Raw genomic sequence first — 21,489 nt, 5'->3', positions numbered from 1 at the left:
ATAATTCTCCTCGTATTATATTATACTTTTACTATTAAAAATAACTTAAATATAAATAAAAAATATAATTATTTTATTTATATTTAAGTTTATATTCACATACCCTTATTATTTTTTATACCAATACCCTTACCATATTATAATTAAATGCTTGACTTTTTTAATTTAAATAGGGTATAATCAAAATAAAAAAGGGGTATATATGCAAGTAACAGAGAACTATCTTATTAGTTTAAGAGAAGAAATCGAAAGTATGTTGAACAAAAGTTCTTTATTAAAAGGTAATATAGAAGAAATTCAAAAAGAGACAACAAATATCTTAAATAGTTTAGGAAAGCACAATACTTATGAGCTATATAATGTATTGGATAATATCCAAATTCAATACAAATCATTAAAAGAACATAATATACAAAATTACAAAACCCATAAAAATAATATAGTTGCATTATGGGAAGCATCTCTAGTAAGCTATGTTTCCTCTAACAAACCTTTGGCAGATGAAATAGCACAGACACAGCTCAATTTAAAAAATTTGGCTAGTCTAAACTTATTTAAGCATATAAGTTCAACGCCCGAAGATATAAAACGAGCTTTTATTCCACAAAAAGCCTTATATCTTTTATCTATGGCACTAGCAAAAACAAAAAAGGAAATTTTTGAAAATTACGATAATCTATTATCTAATCAAGAAACTGAAGTCATACAAAAAATAAAAGAAACAGAGGAGAAGATTTTTAATTTAAATGATTTTATTCATAATGGTTCTTTAAAGAGGGTTTTTAAAAATTTTGGCGATACATTATTGATTGGTTTTGGGAATTATTTAGAGCAGTTTGAAATTTCCAATTTAAATTCAAAGGAAAACTTTAAAAAATTTTTAAATGCTTTTGCTAATGAAAAAAATATATCAACATTAGAAGAAAAAGAAAAACATATAGAAGAATTTTTTAATTTCATCAATACTCCTTCTTTCTCAGAAATACAAAAGATAAGTTTATTGAATGATTATATCCCTTTAGGGCAAGATATTTCAAATATAGATAAAATGATATCATACTACCCACGAGTCATTCCAATTTTAGAAGATTTAATTAAAAAAACAGAAGAAAATACAGAAACTAAACCTTTTTTAATAGAATTAAAAAATAATAAAATATTAGAAAATTTTAAAGAAGACTATAAACTATTTGATACGCTAAAAGAAATAAAAAAACTATCTGAATCATTATCTCAAAAATGGAATAAGGAATCTGGCGTTGTTGATAAAGAAAAAACATTAAGGGAATTAAACTATTTAAAAGATTTGTATACTAATTTACCTAAAAACCTCATAAAAGAGGTTATGCTTAAAACACGAGAGGTTAAAAATAATTATAAGCAAATATATAATAATAGCTCTGATTTAGTGGATTTGGTCGAGAAAACATTTTTTAAAAAATTAGCTGACAATTATGAAGAATTAAGGGCAGTTCCGTTAGATTCAAATAAAAAAATGTTATCTGTAAAGGATATTATTTATAGTCTAGATAAAAACAACCCATTAATAAATGATATAAACCAAAAAGGTTATGCACAAATCATTGTTGCGGAGTCTGTTGAAAAATATTCTGATAGAAAGTCTAAATTTAGGACTTTTGGTTATAACTTGTCTAGTAATGATAATGACCCTTTAAGCTTTTTAAGTGCATTACAACATTATTCAAACAATGAACTTTTACAATTTAATTTAGACAGTTTAATGTCTCGTGATACTGCCTATAATGTTTTTAATCTTTATCTTAATGAAAGTTATATTAGTAAATCAAATAAAAAAAGAACTATCCCACTTAAGTTTAGTTTCAATGATATAAACTTATGTTTAGATAGAATAAATCAATCAGAAGAATATCCAGTATTTAAATTAATAAATAATTTTGTTAATAATAATGAAGAGCATTTTGTTTATTCTGATTTCGAAACTAGTAATAAAAATAATAGAACTCAAACAGAAGAGTATGATTCAAAAAGCTATGTCACTTTTTCTTCTATTATGAAAAATAAAAATACAATTTTGCCAAATTCTACTATAGAAAATACCGCAAGGTTTTTAAATAATATTTCAAAGATAGAAAATTATGAATTAGCACTTGAATATAAAAATACTCAAATTCAAGAAGGCTCTAATTTTGACTACGAAACATTTATTGATTCTAAGATGGGTCATATTGGTTTTATAGAAGTTGAATCTAAAGAAAGTTTGGATTGTAGCTCTATTGCAACTTCAAAGTCTTTAGTTGATACTACAATAAGTTATCATGAAGCACAGCCGTTGAAAGAATTTATAAAAACAAATACACCTTTAGATAATTATTTTCAAAAAAGTAGCTATATTGTATCAAACGATATTTTTTGTATTTGTGGAAATAAAATTAATACTTTAAAAAATAAAATTAACAATACCTCTCAGCTTTGCTACAGAAAAAATGAAAACAAAATATTTTTAGATGATGTAGCTATCAGTAATAATATTAAATTTTCTCAAGCAATTTCAAATAGCTCATATAATATTTACGAGGTAAAAGAAAATACTAATTCAAACATAAATATAGTTTCTGCTGAAATTATATTATCCGAAATAGGAAATGCGACACAATTTATAGAAAAATTTTCTGCACATATTAGAAAAAATACCAAAGAAATATTTGATTCTATGCTACAGTTTGCATCTATAGATGCACCAAGAGCAAAAAACAACGAATCGTTATTAGAAAGTAAGATTTTAGACATCTCAACAAGTGACAATATTAAAAAGGCTGAAAATTACTATGAAAAATTTACTTCTAGCATTGCTTTTCAAACCCTAAATGCTAAGATACCTAAATACAATATGCCTTTTATTGATTTTTCTAAGACAATAGCGTATAGCTTATATAACACGAATAAATTTCAACAGAGCTTTATGGAGGGTATGCAAAAATATAAAGATATAATTTTTTTGGGTGTTGGTGGTTCTTTACATCGAGCTAGTTTTTTTGAATTTAATAAAAATAATTACAATTTACTAAATACAAATCTAGAAAAAACAAAGGATATTTTTCTAGATTTAATAAACAATAACATTTCAAAAGAAAAAGCTAACATAATACAGCAGAATTTTATCAATGATATAAATCAAGATAAAAAAGATTTTGGGGAAGTTAGAATTAAACCATACTCAAATTTGTTATATGAATATGCTCTGTACAAACTAGAAGCATTACCAAGCCAAGAAAAAAAGGCAAAAGAAGTAGAACTTTTAGAAAATCTTGTAGGTGCTGTATTCCGAGCAGATTTGCGTGATAATGGTGTATACAACATAAATAATCTAGATATACAAAAAAATACAAGATTTAATCAAATAGTTAATACAGTTATTGATATCTTTCCTACTCAAGACTTAATTAATTCAAAATGTTTCTTAAATAATTTAAAAGGAGAGAATATTTGGGCTGATGTAGTATTAAATAAAAAAACAGCAATTCAAGGGGTTTCTTTGGATAGAAAAGGAGAAAATAATTCAGATATAGTTAAATTATATAAAAATAGTGATTTAAATAATAATAAATTAATTGTGTCAAAGTTCTCACCATTATTCTTAAAAAAAGCCTTTGCTTTTCAAGAATTTGAAGGAGCATTTGCAATACCAACTGCTTGTTTTAAAACAGCTAAAAATATTTTGAATAAAATATTCGTTTCAACTGGTTTTATTGAAAAAGAATATATTAATGATAAATATGAATTAATCAACAACTCTCCATTAGGGTGGAAGGGCGGTCAATTATTTGATACTTCAGGTAGTGCAAAAACAGCTCTACAGGCGGTAATTTATTCGACACAAAATGGAGATTTTAGAATTAATGATTTTAATAGAGGTGTATTTGGTAATGCTTCGACAGCTTATGATTTGGCATATATATACGCACATATTCTTGGAAAAGAAGATATATTCGCTTCATCTAAGAATTTTACAGAGCATTTAAATAAAATATTTGATGATTTTAGAAATTTAGATAAAAATATAGCAGGTTTTAATGAGATTAAACAATCTATTGAATATATAAAAAACAACGATTTTTCAAGAGCAAATTTACTAAACGCAATAAGAAGTAGTAATTCTTCTAGAAATACTTCTACAGTCACAATAGAAGAAACAATACCTTATGCGACTATTAAAGATATTATTTACAATGGCTTAGAATATGTCAAACAAGACTTTGCAATGAGAGCTATTTATGCAAAACAAATACCACTTGACAATCAAGATAAAAAAGTTCAGTATGCTTGGAGAGCATTACAAACCAATTATCATAACAAACTTCGTGATGGTTTTCTTGATTTTTTTGGTAGATTGGATGAAAACAGAATCAATAAAGATTCTATTTCTTACACGGATTTACTATTATCTAATGTAAAAGAAGCAACTGAATTAGCTAATTCAGATAATGACAATAGCGTTGATTTAAAACCGTTGAAGGAACAAATAACTTATATATTAACAGAAGAAACTCAAGACAATTATGAAAAAGGGTTTATAGAAAAGTTTTCCTCTACAACGATAGATGAATTAGTAAGGTTACCGATGCCAAGATATTTAAGAGATTTAAGAGATAATTTTCTTGGTCAGAATTTGGAGGAGTTAAGAGAGTATAATAATATCGATTTTGTCTCACATCAAATACCTAACGAGTTACAACCTATAGTAACTAGAATGCTAACAAACTTTGCGATGATAGAGAGTTTGTCAGATTATTGTAAGGAACATGAAATAAGAGAGGTAGTTAATGCAGAAACTGCATTAACGAAATGCACCCATAAAGATATTTTTAATACTACTAAAAGTTTTTCTTACGAATTAATTTCAGGAGCTAGTGAGTTTGTTGAATTTGCAAAAATTTATTTTAAAAACAATTTAGATTTATCTAATTATTTAGAAGATTATAAAGATATTTTAGAAGCTAGTTTTGACAAATCAAATTGTATTATTTCGAATGGTGAAAAATCAATATTATTTGAAGATTATAATGGAAAAATACCTATTTTATTACATAGTTTAATTAACAGTGAAATATATTCAATGCTAACTAATGCTAGTTCATTAACAGAAAGCATTGAATTGCTTACATATATGAAACCAAAGGATGAATCTCAATCTGGTTATTTAGAGTATTCTATTGCTAGTAAATACTCAGAAAAGGATTCGCTAGGAATTATAAAGTATTCAAATATGGATTTTGACTTTTCAACTTTTTCTGATAATATTGATGGTGTAATGATAAGAACCGCTAAAACAAATTTATTTCATGAAAGTGGTAAGTTTAATGTAAAAGTTAGGAATGTAGGAGATGCTGGTGTTACTGCTATTTTGGTAACTGATGAAAGACTAGATATCTCTAACCTAGATTTAAATGTTTATATTGGGGAGTCTTATAAAGATGTGTTTGCTTATTATCACCCAAATAAACAAGAAAATCAGCATAGTTTATATATTTCTGCTAACTCTTCAACGCAAGCACCAAACGCAATTAATTTAGTTACTAATTATATTAATTCTTGTGGTTGGAGAGAGGAAGACAATAGAAAAGTAAATATATTTCATTTAACACAAAACGATAAGACCAATGAAAAATTTATAGCTACTCTCAATAAACACTTTATTGAATTACCACGAGTAACGACAATAGAAAACATCCGTTTTTCAACAACACCAAATGCAGATGTAAGTGATGCTTTCTGCTTAAATATTTATAATGATGTTTTACAAAAGCCAAATAAAAATATTCAAGAAAAAAAGGACACCTCTACTATTATAAAATCTATAAAAGAAGAACAATATGTTGCTTTAGATAATAATACCCAAAAAATGCCTGTTGCGTTTTTAGTAAAAGATATTGCAAATAATAATAATGATTTTTCAGTATATTTAGATTTAAAAGGCAATAATTCAGTAGCTTCATCAGTTCAAGTATTAGTAATAGAAGATAATTTTTATTCTTTGGTTAATTTTGCAAACGCAAACAATAGAATAAAGATAGATGAGCGACTTGAAGAAGCTAGAAATCCTTCAGAATTAATGACTAAATTGGAACAGGAAAATTCTGAAATTCCTGTGGCAATAAGTGAAACAAAATTCAAAGATTTATTAGCAGATGGTTGGAATCCAGCTAAAAGCGTAGGAACTTTATTATTGAGTGCTAAAAGTTTATTCAAAATGTTGGAGACCAAAATGTGTATAGCAATAAGACCAGTAATTAAAAGTAGTGAATATTTACAACAACAATTAAACACTACAAATAATCACCTCCTACAAAGAGAGGTGCTATCTATAAACAGCTTGTTAACACCACAAGCTGTAGAGTGTGAAAATATTTTAATTAAAGCAAATAACTATTTTTCTAGAGTAGGTAGACAGCCTTTGGTAATCCACGATACCTCAATGGAGAGTCAGGAAAAAATTTATACCTTTTTTAATGATTTTTTAAAAAACACCTTGCAAAAACATGGTGATGCAGAAAATAGTAATAAATCCATTGCAAGACAGATGAGAGAAATAAAAACACCTTATTTTGCTTTTGCATTAGCCAAAATAGAAAACGATAGCTTTTTAATAGGTTTATCAATGAAAGATAAAGCGTTTCAAGGTTTAGAAGTGCTTTCTTCTAAAGACTGTTTAGATAAACGCTTTTACGGTCAATTTATCAAAGACGAAAGCAATATACGAACGCTTAAATCTTATTTAAAAGACACTAAAGAAAATGAAATTCTTAATATGACTTGCGTAAATGATTGCTTTAAATATATTGAAGAAAAAACACAGCAACAACAAAGTAATTATATTCATAGGCAATAATGGGAGGCTATAATGAGTAACACGGATAAATTTTTTATAGGTGCTTATATTAAAGAGCAGTGTGAATGTGGTGATAAGGTATTTTTAAAAAATTATGAACAGATGGTAGATGAAACTATTTTTTCTAGTATTATAGGTAAAATGATTGAATTGGGGGCTATTTGGGATTTAAAAGAAGAGCTAAGGACTATTAAGGAAAGTTTTCATAATAAGGATATTATAAAATATACCAAGCTATGTATAGCTACTACCCCAATTGAAGAAACATTTAAGGATAATGAGTTTATTGTTGATTTTTTAAAAAGAGCTAATGAACACTTAGGCTTTAAAAAGCTTAAAATTGGAGAAGACCCTCAATGTTTGTTTTATGTATCAGCACCCAAGAGCAAATTAAGTAAAAAAATCATAGATAAATATCGTATAGATAATATTCAAAAATGTATTCGTGTTGAAATTATAAGCAATGATAGAGTTGAAGATGACCTCACTTATGATTTTTTGCGAATCAAAGAATATGTAAAAACCTTAAAAGCTTTAAATTTTAAATCAATCAAGCATAGAACGGAACTTATTTTTAAAAAACAAAATAGAAAAAAAATAATTAATGAATACAAATTTGAATTAAATGACGAACAAGCATCAGATTTTAGACGCAATTTTAAACAACCTGATTATGTAGGACTAACAGGAGAAAGTCTGATTGTAGCTTTAGATGATTATGAAAAATACAATATTTATATCCCAATAGATTTATGGGAAAACGTTGTTAAATGGTAAATTAAGCAATAAAGGAGAAAAATGAATTATTTTAAACAAGATTTATTGAATGCAAAAGCAGAAAGAACAGAATTTTTATTAGAAAATTTACTACCTTTACCAATCGGCAAGGTATCTATTTTGTCAGCAAGCGGAAGTGTTGGCAAAACCTCTTTAGCTTTAAAATGTGCGTTAGATTTAGCTACAAACGAAGATGTTCAAATATTAATGCACTTGTCAGAAGATAGCATGGGAGAAATTAAATTAAGAGCCGATGAAATTATGAAAACTATGAACAACAAACCATATTTATCAAAAATAAAAATAAATGATGATAGTGTTATCATAGACAAAACATTATTTACACAAGAAAGAATGGAGGAGTTAAAAGAATACTTTAAAGAGTATAAATTGGTAGTATTAGACCCGCTCGTAGCCTTTATTAATTTTAATGAAAACGACAATAAAGAGGCAAAAGAATTTGTAAGTATTTTAACGCATATAGCCCAAGAGAATAATCAAGCTATTTTATTTTTGCATCATCATAGGAAAAAAAGCAATGATGACGAAGAAGCTATAATGAGAGGAGCAAGTGCCTTTGCACACGCTATAAGAGTTCATTATTCCCTATCTTATGATAAAAATAAAAATAAACATATTATTAAAATTGAAAAAGATAATTTAAATGCCAAGTATTTTTTAGGTGGGGTTGAAGAAAAAGAAATACAAATTTTTCCTACTAAAGAAAAAGAAGCAACACAAAGAAAACCTATAAAAGGAATTAAATGGAAAACAGAAACGATTTAATAAATGAAATAGAACAAGATAGAGATAAACATAATGTTTTAATATACATTAAGCCGTAATCTATACGGCTTAATCACCTTTTCATGGAGTTTCACTATACTACATATAGAAAAAACTCATTAACATTATACATCAATTTTAGTTATTAAATTTTAATCTTTATATCCTTACTTCTTTTTAATATCCTTTTAATATAATAATTATCAATCTTATTTATATACTAAATCCTTTATCAATATAGTAATTAATATTATTTTAAGGTTACGCATACCCTTTACGCTACATACCCGCCGAGAACCTACCAAACCTATAACCCACGCCCCAGCTGGGGCGTGGGTTCCCCAGCCCCATATGGGGCTGGGGTGTTGGGGTGTTGGGGTAGCCCTGTCTTATGTATAAGATAGGGTATCAGTATCCTATCTTATACCTTATCCATTGATATCTTAATACTAATTTATAAAAACCTTTTCGTAAATTCAATTTGTTTTTCTAGCTCGCAACTGTTTATAGGAACTTCAATTCTAAAAAACTCATTGCTAAAAGTTTTACTTTCTTTTATTTCTTTAAAACTTTTACGAATCTTTTCCACATCTTTATAATCATCAGTATTAAAAATTAGATTATTATTAATTAAATCAATATATACATAATCTCCAATAATAAAACCTAATAAATATTCTTCTGCACTATCATAATCTTTTGTATTAATGTATAATCTATCAACTTCAGGTTCATAATTAATTCTATTTTCTTTTAATAATAATTTTATTTTTTCTACCATTTTTACTCCTTAATTAATTTTCAATAAGTATGATTTTATTTTTTAAGCGTTTTTTATTTGATTATCAAACTATTAATTTAGTTTGATAATCTTGTTATAACATTCTAAGCAATATACGGTGTAATTATCGCTAATTTTGTTACCACCTTGAAAATGTTGTATCGTTGCATTGTGTTTTCCACATTTTTCACAATAAGCATTTAGTTTTTGTATTTCTCTACAATATGGCAAAATATATGCTACACTTTCCCAAATTTTATTTGTATCAGTATAACTCAATAAACCTGCCATTATAATTTTGTTATTAATAGATAATTCTATAATTCTATCTAGTATATTTTTATTTAAAAATTGAATTTCATCTATAAAAATTATATGATTTTTTAAATCATTAAATAAATATTTTTCACTTTTAAAATTATATTTTTTTATTTCAATATTTATATCTCTTGCTATAAAATCTCTTTTATCTTTACTTTGTCTAATAAAAACATATTTATTTCCACTATTGAACGCATTAATCATTTCATTAATTAATATAGTAGATTTGCCACTTTTCATTGTTCCTAATATTATTTTCATATTTTTTCCTTTATTATTTTTATTAAAATTATTCTAATTTTTAAGCGTTTAATTTTATATTAAAAACTTTATATATAAAGTATATAATTAGTTATAACCAATTATATACTTTATCAACTATCTTTTGTAATAATTTTTCAGAGATAAAAGTTCCAATTAAAAAAACTAAACTACCATATGCAGTAAAAAAAACTATTTCATTATTTATTATAAAGCCTATTAATATAAAACTAAGACCCATTTTTTTTATTAAGTTTTTCATTTTTTATCCTTTTTGATTTTAAACTAAAGCAAAAAGATTACTACATCTTTTACTTATTACATAAAGTTTATTATCAAGTTCTATTAAAGCTCCATTAATTCCATAAATACCTATTGAGATTTTTTTAACTAAGTAATTTCTATTAAAAAATCCAATTTTATTTAATTCATTACCTCTTATAGATGTAATATCTATTGCTATATTATTTTTTATTAATTCTTTAAGATTTTTTTGTGTTGTTTTTACTCTCATTTTTTTTCCTTTTAATTATTTTGATTAATTATTATTTTTATTTTTAAGCGTTTTAATTTAAGATAAGTATTAGATAATTCACCTTATTGTGTTAAAATATATAAAAAATAGAGTAGGTAAAAATATGTTTATAGATATTAAACTGCCAAAAAAACTTATAATCTTAAAAGAAACCGAAAAAGCTATTTTAATTTTTTTAGCAAAATATAAAAATACTTATGAAGGTTTTTGGATGCCTAGTCAATTTGTAAAAAAAGATAAATTTATTGAAAATAGAATTTTTTTATTATCAATTCCATCTAATTTTATTTTTAATATAATAAATATTACTAACAATAAAATACTTTTAGAAGTTCCTAATGAAAAAATATTAAATTTTATTTCCAATAAAACAATACATAATTATTATAATGATGATTTTTATATGAGTTTAAATGAAAAATTTTTATTTGATTTTTTAGAAATATTGAACATTTCTAACATTGAACAATTTAATACTAGAAAAAAACTATATGAAAAAATTAGATATGAATTACTTAAAATTAATCCAAAGCTTTTGATTTCTATTAAAACAAACTCTATGCACCATTTTATTATAATAAATAATAGAATGGTGCAAAACTTAAATGATTTAATTTATTATTTAAATTAATTAAAATGGAATTTCACTATCTTCATCGTTTATGTTTTCAATACTATTTTTATTTGTATCAGGTTTTATATAATCAATTAGATAAATTTTTTCAACCAATAATTTTAGTTGAGTTCTATTATTATTATTTTTATCAACCCATCTTTCTTGTGTAATTTTCCCTATTAATGAAATTCTATCACCTTTTCTTGTATATTTATTAATCATTTCTGCATTTTTTCCAAATGCAGAAAATTCTATAAAAATAGTATCCTCTTCCCACCTTTCATCTACTTTTTTTCGATTATATATTGCCAATGTATTATTTATCCACATTGTTTGCCCTTTGGTATGTAACATTACCTCATTCACCAACCTACCTGTAAAATTACAAACATTCATTTCTATCTCCTTAATTATTTTTATTATAAAATATTTTAATAAAGGTAAAAAAATCTTTTAAGCGTTTTAATTGCTGTTGTGTAGGATTAAATAATTTTATATAAAAAAAGTTCTCCATTTTTATACTCTAGTTTTAATTTTTTTAACTTCAAATCTTGTTTAAACTTATTATGTGGTCTTAAATTAACCTCATATTCATAAACCAAAACATTAGCTATACTTAATGGTAAAGTATAGCCTAAAGCAAAGGGTTCTTTTATTATCAATACTTTATTATTCATTTAGCTATCACTTTCACTTAAAAGATATATATCATTATAAATATCTCTAAAATCTCTTGCTATAATTGTTATTTCTAACTTTTTTTCAAGCTTCTTTATTTTATTAATACTTGTGTTATTAAGCATTAGTTCTATAACTGTATCTAGTTCGCCATAATGATACCCCCATTTTAAAAATTCTATCCAATTTTTTACCGATATTTTTTTTAAATTATTGATAAAAAAATCAATTTCCAATATGTAGTCATTTAAAATATTTATATATTTTTTAAATATCTTATTAACACTTTTATTTTTTTCCATATCTTCCAAATTTATTTTATAATATTCTTTTAAATATTTTGAAAGAAACTCTATCTCTAATTTTTTATTACCTAAACCATATAAAATCCTTAATTCTTTTAAACTAATTTTATAAAAGTTGACTATATCTTTAATGTATTCTTTGAAACCGCAAAAAACCTCATTCTTGTCTTTATTATTTATAAACTCTATAAAGAGTTTTAAGGTTTCCTCTTCGTCTAAAAATATATGTTTCATATGTTTTCTCCTAATAATAATTTTAGCAAATATAAAAAAACTTTTAAGCGTTTGTTTGTTAAATTTATTTACAATTCTACCTATGTTAACGGAAGAACAAAAAGAATTAGTAGATTTAGATTGTGACAAAAATAACACAGTAATTGTAGAAGCTTACGCAGGAGCTGGAAAAACTAGCACCCTATTAGAATTTTGCAAAAAACGACCGAATAAAAATATTTTATATCTAGTTTATAACGCAAGTATGAAAAAAGAAGCTGAAAGTAAATTTAAAGATTTAAAGAATGTAAAAATTTTTACAATGCACGGTTTAGCATATATCAATACATCTAAAAAATTATTAGAAAAATTAGGAGATTTAACACTACAAATAATATTAGAAATAGCACAAGAAAATAATATTAATCTAGATATCTTTTCTTCGCATACAGTTTTGGACAATCTAAGAGATTTTTTAATAAGTGACTGTTTAAGTTTTAAAGATTTTTTAAATTCGTCAAATAAGCTTGAGGTCAATCAATCGCTAAAGATTTATAACTTATTAATAAATGAAAATAATAATTACCCTATCACACACGATATTTATTTAAAAATTTTTCAAACTAAAACACCTGTTTTAAAAAATGATATAATTTTAGTCGACGAGGCACAAGATTTAAATGATTGTGTAGTTGATATTTTATTAAAACAAAAAGCAGTAAAAATTTTTATTGGTGATAGTTTTCAATCTATTTATGGCTTTAGGGGAGCTAGTAATGTTTTAAAAAGAATTGCAAATAAAAAAAATATTGAAGTAAAAACAATTTATTTAACTAATTCATTCAGATGTAGTCCTAGTGTAGCTTTTTTGGCTAATAAATATTTACAAGTTTTGGGTGCAAAAAAAGATTTTAAAGGATTAAATAATAAAAATTCAGAAAGTGTAAGCAAAGCATATTTAAGTAGAACTAACTTAAACTTATTAAAAAACGCTTATAATAATTCTCATAAAAAACTTTTTTTTGTAGGCGGATTAAAATCCTATAATCTTCAAGATTTAGAAGATTTATGCTTATTATTTTCAAAAAATGAAGGTATAAAAGAAAGAATAAAAAATCCTTTTCTTAAAAATTTTAATAACGCAAAAGAGTTTTTAAAAAATATAGGCGAAACCGATAATGTCGAGTGGAAGAGTAAAACTACTTCCTTTCTCTTTTTTGTTAATAATAAAATATCTATTTTTGATATTAAAAAAAAGCTTAAAGAGGCTTCAAATGGCGTAAAAATGAAAGATGCTGATATGATTTTTAGTACAGCTCATAAATCTAAAGGACTAGAATTTGACGAAGTTACTTTATCGGATGATTTTTTAGATTTGTCTAAACTTAAAAAAGAAAATATTGAAAGGTGTGAGGAAGAATTAAGGTTATTATATGTAGCTATTACTAGAGCTAAATATAAAATAAATATAAATGAAAAAAATTTTTTAGATAATGAAAAAATTAAGGAATTGCTATGTTAAAAAAGATTAATATAGATACTCATATATTAATCAGAAATGGTTTCACTAGAGAGCAAATAATAAAAATATTGCATAATTGCAATAGTGAAACCCAATTTTTAGAAATAGTTAAGAAGAAAATAAAACAAATGAACACCAAAGAAGTTTTTATCTCATTAGGTGGACTTGTAAAACAAATTACAAAAAAAGATAATCTAGACATTTTAAAAATTATAAAAAATGAACTTGATAAACAAGATATAAAAAATGAAAAAATAAAATCTATGCTAGAAATAGAATATAGGTTAACTTCAACAGTATTAAATAATTTTTTTACTAAGGATATAAAAATTGATAATTTTCATATTAAAAATAATATTCTTTTTTTAAATAACAATAAATTTATTCCATTAAAAAAAAATATTTCAGACAATCAAAAAGATTGTTTATTATTTGAGCTTAGTCAAAATTTAGATATAGATAAAAAAAATTATTTTCTAAATACTTTTTTTGATTATATAGATGAAAAAAATCTAGATGAAACTTTTCTAATTAATTTAAGTGAATTTAATAAATTAAAAAATAAAAATAAAGAAACAAATTTAGATAACTTAGAGAATATTGTGATTTATAGTAATCCAAATTTAAATACTAAACATTTAGATAATGTTTTGTTTAACTTAGAAGATATAGACGTAGAACAAATCAGTGAAATGGCTGATTGTCTGATTGAAGAAGAATTGCAACAGCAAAATAAAGAATATTATTTAAATAATCACTATCAAAGAAAGTAAAATCACATATCCCAGCAAAGGTTAAATCTATTAGTTGTTCTTTTCCAACAATTATCTTTAATATTTGCCTCTCTTAATTCTTTATCTAAAAGATTATAAACTTTAGTAATGAGATTACATAAATTTTCCCATTCTAAATTTTCGAATATTTTAACTAATTTTTCTTTAATTAATATATCTTTAAAAACATTTATATCTAAATTCTCCGTATTTATATACGAGCTTTTATAAAATTTACCTTCTTCTAACGGATTGAATATAGGTTTTGCTCCACTCCAAGTATCAAATGTATAATTCCTAATTTTATCAATCAAATCCGCTATTGCTTCTAAATAGCTAAAAACATCTGATGCTTCTGCTAATAAAAAATATTTTTTATCTATTGATATTGAAGTATAGTTTTTATAGTATTCATCTAAAAAAATATGGCAATTTCTTTTTGCTAATCTTATATAATACTCTAATGCGTGAGCTTTTTGAACATCTATATTTTTTGTATCATTTATTAAAATTTGTGGAATAATTTTCATTAATTTCCTTTCTAAGTTTATTAATATCAATAATATTATTTTATAATAATTAAATTAATAATTATGAATTAATAAAAATTTTTATTGACATAGTAATATTTTTTTGATATTATTAATTGATTTTACTAGAAGGAGAAAAAATGAATATTTTAAGTGTTGATTTAGGGTATTCTTTGTGCAAAGTTATTTTTGAAAAAAATAATGAAGTGAAAGAATATATTTGTCCAAGTGCAATTTCTTACGCATTTCAAAAAGACTTAGAGGAACAAGAAAATATTTATCACTACAATGATGAATATATAAAAATAGGTGCAGTATCAAACGATAACCTTGATACTCTTAATGATGATTTTATTATTAAGTATTCGCCTGTATTTTTGGCTCATGTTATTAATGAGTTGAAAATAGAAAAACAAATAAATGAAACTGTACTTTTATTCGGGATTAGCGAAATAAATAAAGAGATTCTAAAAGACTTAAGAAAAATCTTAAAAAGCTTTACAGTAAATAATAAAGAATATGCTTTTTCAGATGTAAAAATCTTTAAGCAGGGTGATATATACCCTTTAATCAAAAATAAAATTGATGATTTTGGAGATTTAAACGAGAATGTTACAGTTTTAGATATTGGTTTTTTTACCAACGATATACATTATTATGAAAATGGTATATTAAATAATAATATAAAAATTAGCAATATTTTTGGAGTGAATAAAGCCATTGAACCAATCAACTCTTTTTTAAAAGATAAAGGTTTATTTTTGTCGCAACAAGAAATAAATCAATATTTAAATGGTGAAAAAAATAGGTTTAAAATCAGAAAAGGTAAAAAAATTATTGATTTAAGTGAAATAATCAATAAAAGTAAAGAAATCTTTACTAATGAAATAATAGCGATATTGAATAAAAAAGAAGTTATTAACAGTGATATATTTTGTATTGTTGGTGGAGGAGCTAAATTGTTAGATTGGGAAAAAATTAATAGAGAAATAGGTGAAGAGAGAATATTAAAATATGAAGAGGATAGCATATATGTTAATGCTAAGACTTATATTTTAAATTATAAGAATAAAAAGGATGTTAGATGATAGCGTTTGATAAAAAATTTATGACTATTGGGTTAGACTCTGATATTGCAGTATTAATTAAGCTAGTCAATGCTAAAGATAAAAATATATTAATAAACAAAGGTTTAGCAAATGCTTTTATTGAAAAAGAAAATGAATTATTGGCAAATTTAGAAGACAAAACTATAAAAGGTGCGTTTGCTGAAAAAATGTCTATAATAAAAGAAAGATACTCGTATAAAGCAGATTTAAAGAAAATACCTAAAAGAAATGATAAACAAATATCTAAAGACCAAAGCATAAAAACGAAAGAAATAGAAGAAATAGAAGAAGACGATTTTGATTAAAATATTAAGTTTGTTTTCAGGTGCTGGAGGTCTTGATTATGGCTTTTCCAAAGCACCTTTTAATATCACCCACGCAATTGAAAACGATAAAACAATATGGGCTACTTATGAAAAAAATTACCCTAAAACGCTTCTGTTAAAACAAGATATAAGTAAAATTGAAAGCTCTTATTTAAATGATTTTAAGTTTCAAGGTCTTATAGGTGGGCCGCCTTGCCAATCGTGGTCTTGTGCTGGAAAACAAGAAGGATTAAAATCTTCGAAAGGACAATTATTTTTAGAATATTTAAGAATTTTAAAAATTACAAATCCATTATTTTTTGTTGCTGAAAATGTAAAAGGAATACTGTCAAAAAAGCATAGTGAGAGTTTGAATTTTATTCTAAATAGTTTTAAAGAATTAAAGTATAAAATATTTATTATGCTTTTAAACGCCAATGATTTTGGTGTAGCACAAGAACGTGAAAGAGTTTTTTTTATTGGTTTTCAAGAAAAATTAAATATAGATGATTTTTCAATCAAAAAAGAAAAAGATAGAAAAAATCTTGAAATTATTAGAGATTTAAGCAATAGTGCAAAAGGAACTACTTTTCAAAGTTTAAAATCAATTTGCTCTTTTCCAAACCATGAATATCTTACAAGTGGTTTTTCTCCACAGTTTATGTCTAGAAATAGGGTCAAAGCATATAATGAATGCTCTTATACTATTTTGGCAAGTGCTAGACATATAGTTTTACATCCACAAGCTCCTAAAATGATTAAAATATCAAAGGATTTATTTGAGTTTGATAATGCAAACTTGCCATTATATAGAAGACTCAGTGTTAGAGAATGTGCTAGAATACAATCATTTCCAGACGACTTTATATTTGAATATAACTCAATTTATGATGGCTATAAAATGGTAGGTAATGCAGTTCCGCCAAAATTATCTATAAAAATTGCTGAAGAAATTAAAAATAAACTTAAATTATAATTTTACATATTTTTCTATAAATTTTTCTTTTAAACCGTTGAAAAAATTTTCCATCTCTTCAATAGTTTTTTTATAATTCACTTCAATTACTGAATTTGGTTCAAAACTAGGACTAAAAAAACCAATCTTCCTAAAATAAATATATAAATAATCTAGTTCTATTTGCTTATAGCCTAAAATAAAAAATAAGTGGTTTTGTAAGCCTGCAAAAATATATATTTTTAGGCATTCTATATTAAATTCTACATCTTGTTGTGTAGTAGTCTGAAAATCATTTTTATAGGTTTTTAAAAAGTTATATAATCTAAAAGCTTTATTAACTAAGTTAATATCATAAAATGGTGTTATTTCATTAAAAAATGAAAAATTGCTTTTCAAAAACATTTCATATATTTTTGGTTCGTTGGCTTTTATATTTTCTAAAACAATGAATGGATAATTTAGTCTGATATCATCTGAAAACGAAAAGAATATTTTAAAAGCATCATCAAACTCATAGTTAAAAAAATTACTAATTCTTTCATATTTATTAAACATAAACATGAAATTATTAATCATAAAATCCAATAAATCATCATCTTTTATAATCTCTAATAAAAAATCTGCTAGATTTTCTAATAGATTTTCACCATCTTTTAATAAATTATTTTTTAATCTAAATGTAGCCATTTGATAACCATAAAAACAAAAGTATTCTGATAACATTACTTGAGATGGTAATCTTTTATCAAACTTATCTGATAACTTATGAAATAATGGACAAAGACAAACAGAATTGAATGTAATTTTTACAGGATTGCCTCTGTTATAACAATCTAGCCTAGATTCCCAAAACTTTTGAGCTTTAGTGTGCAAAACAGCCATAGGCTTATCATCATCAAAACTAAGAAAATCTGAAGATAGGTATTCGTAACAAAATGTTCTTCTTAATTCTTCTATCCTTGTTCTTTCTTTAAAATCTTCTTGGTTAGTAAAAAATACCTTATTATAATATTCTTTTGATTTATTGATAGAAAAACTATCTATATAATTAACACCAGTACAGCGTTCATTGTAGAAATAATAATGTCTTTTAATATCAAAATATTCATTATAGATTATTTGATAATCATCATATTTAAAGCAATCTATTAAATTGTTAGATGAATAGATTTTATCCTTGTTTGTTGCATGAACGCCTGAAAAAGCATTTGGTATCTTTTCAAAGCCACTAGCAAGTCCAAACATCATAAAAGTATCTAAAACCTCATCTTTTGTTATTTTTTTTAGATGATTTTTTACATCAAATAAAGATTGTATAAATTTTGAAATTAGAACATAAGAAAATTTATCATTCTTCCATTCTTCTCTTAGTTTTATCATTTTATCCACATCAAGAAGATTAATTTCTCTACAACTTTTGGTCTTAAAATACTCTAAATCATATATTGATTTAGCTTTTTCTATCTCTTCATATAATTTTGTTTTTCTTTCTACTTCTTCATCAGGGCGTAGCTCACATATGCAACCAGATTTGCCAGTTGATTCGATACTTTCATTTTTGTAAAAGAAATTATGATTTTTATCATAAAACATATTTACAAAGCTATCTAATTCCTCTTGCCCTACTTCTTGTTGGGTAGGAATAATATCTTTAAATTTCTTTATTGGTGTATTCATCAATAAACCTATTTAATGCTTTTGGGTTAATTGAAACTTTAAAATAATTTTTTATTATTTCAATCATTTTCTTCTTAGAAAAATTATAATCTATCATTTTCTTTATAGATTCTTGATTTTCTATCAAAAGCTCATAGTCTTTGTTTATTTTTTTATTTGCCAACATTATTTTATTTTCTTCTTCAATTATTTCTAATAATTTTTTATTCACAAATAGCTCCTTTTTTTATTTTTCTTTCTAAAATACCTAAAGCAATAGAACAATCTACGTCTATTACTTCTCCTTTTTGTTTTTTTTCTTTAAAATCTAGATAATCGCAAAATAATATGCTTTTATCAGATATTCCTCTAAGTATAGGAATAAAAATTTTATATCTTTCTACTTCTTCCAACATAATTTCTCCTTAAATAAAAAAGAAATTAATGAAACTTTTAAGCGTTTTTTTGCTTAATGCTTGAATCTAATGGCATTTAAATAAATAACCAAATTTAACCATTAAATTCCCCACAGTCAACACGATAAGTTTTCAACTTATCATTTTCAAACATTTCAATATTAGGCATTCTAAAACATTCTTGAAAATTATCACTTAGAATAATTTTTACGAAATAATTAGGCACTCTAATTCCATTTTTGATATATCTTTTATTATTTTCATCAAATTCTATCAAATTAATTACTTCAGCCCAACCTTTAGCTAAAGCAACTTGTCTTTCACGCTTTTCAGCTTTCAGCCAAACATTGCGATTTAATTCTGGCGTTTGAGGTGCAATATTACTCATTAAAAAGGTGCTTCTTTGAGCATCTGTTGTAGCATTCATTGATTGATTTGATAGAATATGCCCTCTATCATAGCCCGAATGAAGATAATCATTCCAATCAGTGCGATATTTTTTAGCTAATTTATAATCAGGCTCAAATTTAGGACGATTTTTAATATGTCCTGCCTCAAGCATATTTTTATCAAGTTTATATGCAACTGCTAAACTTGATTTTTTAGAGTAGTCATAACAATTTTGATAATAAAACTTATCTAAAACCACATCACAATTATTAAAAAACTTTTGAGCCATTTTACTTGGCTCATAATGTGCATAGTTACTTGCATTTAAACTTAATGTTAATAATATAGCTGATAACTTTTGTTTCATTGTGGTATATCCTCCTATCAAACCGCTTTATACAATTTACTTATATTATCTTTATAATTATTATTTAAATATTCTATAAGTAATTTATTTTCATTATTTAAAATTAAATTTTCAAAATCTCTATAAAGATGATTATAAACACAAAAACTTCTCATAAAATATATATATTTATTAATATACATTTTTGTCAATTCAGAATCATTAAGAGTATTTTTAGGCTCTATAAAAGTGTGATGAAAATTAGATTGTAAAAAATGTAAGTGTAAAAAATCAACACTTGTGATATTGATTATTTTTAAAGCAAACGCATTAAAAAATTTCTTTTTAACAGTATCAGTAGGAGTAATTAAAGCTTTTTTTATCAAGTTTTCTTTATCTGTTAAATTTGGATACAAACGCTTTATTACAATGCGATAATCATTCTTTATTTTTACTTTCTTAACTTCTATATCTTCAAGTTCATCACTTACTATATCATAAAAACGCTCAGCCATTTCTGTAAAAAAAGAAAAAGTTGTAACTAAATTTAAATTATAAAATAACAAATCTATTTTTGTAAAATCTAAAGATATTCTTGCGTAGCTCTTGAAAATCTTAAAATGTTTCTCATTAATATCTGTATATTGGATATTGTATAAAAAGAGCAATATAAAAATATTTATTTTTTGTTCATCGTTTAAATGGTTTATGTTCGCTTCAAGAATTTTTTTTATAAAGCGTTTTTTTGTAATAGCTTTACTAATATTTTTTTCATTTATTTCATTGATAATTTTAATTTCTTGTTTTGATAAAGTATTAGCTTTATCAAATTTAACAATTAAATAAATTAAATCTGAAATATCGTAATCTGAGTTATGTGTAATAATAAAGTCTATTTCCTTAGCCAATTCATCTTTTTTATCAAAATTAATTAAATATTTTTTACATTTATCAATAATTATTTGTGCTACAAATTCTGAACTTATCTCTTCTAAAAATAATGAATCTTCTGTTGTTAGATAAGATTGTTCATTATTAAAAATAATTGTTTTGAACAGAAAATCAATTTCTTGTTCCAACTCCTCTTCTTTTGATATATAGAATGGGGGTTTTAAACCATACAATTTACCATTATGATATTTTTTAGCATACCAATAAACATTTTCATACTTTTCTAAAATTTCACCTATTATTTTAATAGCATCTATATATCTTTTTGAAGACAATACTTGATATTGCTGAACTTTGTTTATAATTTTTCCCTTGCTTTGACTATACTCAATTTCATTGTCTATTACTTTAAAAATTGTATTAATTATTTGTTGTTCAAGCATATCTTATCT

The 21,489-nt window shown here is 24.2% G+C and carries 22 protein-coding genes; 9 read left to right on the top strand and 13 right to left on the bottom strand.

Annotated features, from left to right (window positions below; translation table 11 throughout):
- Window positions 1–202: 202 nt before the first annotated feature.
- From AVBRAN_RS10940 to AVBRAN_RS10930, 3 genes are read left to right on the top strand one after another with little or no spacing between them, the layout of a single operon-like run.
- The gene (locus AVBRAN_RS10940) at window positions 203–6,868 is read left to right on the top strand and encodes a hypothetical protein (RefSeq protein WP_239803810.1); all 6,666 of its coding nucleotides are present in this window, start codon (window positions 203–205) and stop codon (window positions 6,866–6,868) included.
- A 12-nt stretch (window positions 6,869–6,880) separates the two neighbouring features.
- On the top strand, window positions 6,881–7,645 hold the full coding sequence (locus AVBRAN_RS10935) for a hypothetical protein (RefSeq protein WP_239803809.1): 765 nt from the start codon (window positions 6,881–6,883) through the stop codon (window positions 7,643–7,645).
- Between the two features lie 21 nt (window positions 7,646–7,666).
- A complete protein-coding gene (locus AVBRAN_RS10930; protein ID WP_239803808.1) occupies window positions 7,667–8,431 on the top strand; it encodes an AAA family ATPase in 765 nt (254 codons plus the stop codon).
- Window positions 8,432–8,885: 454 nt separating this feature from the next.
- Here AVBRAN_RS10930 and AVBRAN_RS10925 read toward each other — a convergent pair whose 3' ends face one another.
- From AVBRAN_RS10925 to AVBRAN_RS10910, 4 genes are all read right to left on the bottom strand, one after another.
- Complete coding sequence (locus tag AVBRAN_RS10925) at window positions 8,886–9,212, bottom strand: hypothetical protein (RefSeq protein ID WP_239803807.1); 327 nt, start codon at window positions 9,210–9,212, stop codon at window positions 8,886–8,888.
- A gap of 72 nt (window positions 9,213–9,284) precedes the next feature.
- Window positions 9,285–9,794 (bottom strand): hypothetical protein, encoded by a 510-nt coding sequence (locus AVBRAN_RS10920; protein ID WP_239803806.1) that lies wholly within the window; start codon window positions 9,792–9,794, stop codon window positions 9,285–9,287.
- 91 nt (window positions 9,795–9,885) lie between these two features.
- Window positions 9,886–10,056 carry a hypothetical protein gene (locus AVBRAN_RS10915; RefSeq protein WP_239803805.1) on the bottom strand — a complete coding sequence of 57 codons (171 nt, stop codon included), beginning with the start codon at window positions 10,054–10,056 and terminating at the stop codon, window positions 9,886–9,888.
- Between the two features lie 18 nt (window positions 10,057–10,074).
- Window positions 10,075–10,308, bottom strand: coding sequence for a hypothetical protein (locus AVBRAN_RS10910; protein WP_239803804.1), 234 nt, complete (start codon window positions 10,306–10,308; stop codon window positions 10,075–10,077).
- A 124-nt stretch (window positions 10,309–10,432) separates the two neighbouring features.
- Between AVBRAN_RS10910 and AVBRAN_RS10905 the strand changes: the two genes are divergently transcribed.
- Window positions 10,433–10,960 (top strand): hypothetical protein, encoded by a 528-nt coding sequence (locus AVBRAN_RS10905; RefSeq protein ID WP_239803803.1) that lies wholly within the window; start codon window positions 10,433–10,435, stop codon window positions 10,958–10,960.
- On the opposite strand, the gene AVBRAN_RS10900 is transcribed toward AVBRAN_RS10905, so the two are convergent.
- From AVBRAN_RS10900 to AVBRAN_RS10890, 3 genes are all read right to left on the bottom strand, one after another.
- Complete coding sequence (locus tag AVBRAN_RS10900; protein WP_275592006.1) at window positions 10,961–11,341, bottom strand: single-stranded DNA-binding protein; 381 nt, start codon at window positions 11,339–11,341, stop codon at window positions 10,961–10,963.
- 86 nt (window positions 11,342–11,427) lie between these two features.
- On the bottom strand, window positions 11,428–11,622 hold the full coding sequence (locus AVBRAN_RS10895) for a hypothetical protein (protein ID WP_239803802.1): 195 nt from the start codon (window positions 11,620–11,622) through the stop codon (window positions 11,428–11,430).
- Window positions 11,623–12,162, bottom strand: a complete 540-nt coding sequence (locus tag AVBRAN_RS10890; protein ID WP_239803801.1) for a hypothetical protein — start codon at window positions 12,160–12,162, stop codon at window positions 11,623–11,625.
- An 82-nt stretch (window positions 12,163–12,244) separates the two neighbouring features.
- On the opposite strand from AVBRAN_RS10890, the gene AVBRAN_RS10885 reads away from it, so the two are divergent.
- The gene (locus AVBRAN_RS10885; RefSeq protein WP_239803800.1) at window positions 12,245–13,663 is read left to right on the top strand and encodes a 3'-5' exonuclease; all 1,419 of its coding nucleotides are present in this window, start codon (window positions 12,245–12,247) and stop codon (window positions 13,661–13,663) included.
- Window positions 13,657–14,436 (top strand): hypothetical protein, encoded by a 780-nt coding sequence (locus AVBRAN_RS10880; RefSeq protein ID WP_239803799.1) that lies wholly within the window; start codon window positions 13,657–13,659, stop codon window positions 14,434–14,436. The genes AVBRAN_RS10885 and AVBRAN_RS10880 overlap by 7 nt, the downstream gene beginning before the upstream one ends.
- Before the next feature lie 2 nt (window positions 14,437–14,438).
- Here AVBRAN_RS10880 and AVBRAN_RS10875 read toward each other — a convergent pair whose 3' ends face one another.
- Window positions 14,439–14,966, bottom strand: a complete 528-nt coding sequence (locus AVBRAN_RS10875) for a hypothetical protein (protein WP_239803798.1) — start codon at window positions 14,964–14,966, stop codon at window positions 14,439–14,441.
- 140 nt (window positions 14,967–15,106) lie between these two features.
- On the opposite strand from AVBRAN_RS10875, the gene AVBRAN_RS10870 reads away from it, so the two are divergent.
- The 3 genes from AVBRAN_RS10870 to AVBRAN_RS10860 are packed head-to-tail and all read left to right on the top strand — an operon-like array spanning window position 15,107 to window position 17,356.
- Window positions 15,107–16,054 (top strand): hypothetical protein, encoded by a 948-nt coding sequence (locus AVBRAN_RS10870; RefSeq protein ID WP_239803797.1) that lies wholly within the window; start codon window positions 15,107–15,109, stop codon window positions 16,052–16,054.
- Complete coding sequence (locus AVBRAN_RS10865; protein ID WP_239803796.1) at window positions 16,051–16,380, top strand: hypothetical protein; 330 nt, start codon at window positions 16,051–16,053, stop codon at window positions 16,378–16,380. Before AVBRAN_RS10870 ends, AVBRAN_RS10865 begins: the two co-directional genes overlap by 4 nt.
- Entirely contained in the window at window positions 16,373–17,356 is a 984-nt protein-coding gene (locus AVBRAN_RS10860) for a DNA cytosine methyltransferase (protein WP_345774111.1), read from the top strand. The genes AVBRAN_RS10865 and AVBRAN_RS10860 overlap by 8 nt, the downstream gene beginning before the upstream one ends.
- On the opposite strand, the gene AVBRAN_RS10855 is transcribed toward AVBRAN_RS10860, so the two are convergent.
- The 5 genes from AVBRAN_RS10855 to AVBRAN_RS10835 all read right to left on the bottom strand — a co-directional run bounded on the left by AVBRAN_RS10855 (window position 17,351) and on the right by AVBRAN_RS10835 (window position 21,480).
- Window positions 17,351–19,015 (bottom strand): hypothetical protein, encoded by a 1,665-nt coding sequence (locus AVBRAN_RS10855; RefSeq protein WP_239803795.1) that lies wholly within the window; start codon window positions 19,013–19,015, stop codon window positions 17,351–17,353. The two genes, AVBRAN_RS10860 and AVBRAN_RS10855, sit on opposite strands and share 6 nt — an antisense overlap.
- Window positions 18,990–19,226, bottom strand: coding sequence for a hypothetical protein (locus AVBRAN_RS10850; protein ID WP_239803794.1), 237 nt, complete (start codon window positions 19,224–19,226; stop codon window positions 18,990–18,992). The genes AVBRAN_RS10855 and AVBRAN_RS10850 overlap by 26 nt, the downstream gene beginning before the upstream one ends.
- Window positions 19,219–19,410 (bottom strand): hypothetical protein, encoded by a 192-nt coding sequence (locus tag AVBRAN_RS10845; protein ID WP_239803793.1) that lies wholly within the window; start codon window positions 19,408–19,410, stop codon window positions 19,219–19,221. The genes AVBRAN_RS10850 and AVBRAN_RS10845 overlap by 8 nt, the downstream gene beginning before the upstream one ends.
- 94 nt (window positions 19,411–19,504) lie before the next feature.
- The gene (locus tag AVBRAN_RS10840) at window positions 19,505–20,167 is read right to left on the bottom strand and encodes a DNA/RNA non-specific endonuclease (RefSeq protein ID WP_239803792.1); all 663 of its coding nucleotides are present in this window, start codon (window positions 20,165–20,167) and stop codon (window positions 19,505–19,507) included.
- A gap of 17 nt (window positions 20,168–20,184) precedes the next feature.
- Entirely contained in the window at window positions 20,185–21,480 is a 1,296-nt protein-coding gene (locus AVBRAN_RS10835; protein WP_239803791.1) for a hypothetical protein, read from the bottom strand.
- Between the last annotated feature and the right edge of the window lie 9 nt (window positions 21,481–21,489).

This window comes from Campylobacter sp. RM12651 (genome assembly GCF_022369475.1).
GTDB lineage: Bacteria > Campylobacterota > Campylobacteria > Campylobacterales > Campylobacteraceae > Campylobacter_E.
This window is presented reverse-complemented; position numbering and strand designations above follow the sequence as displayed.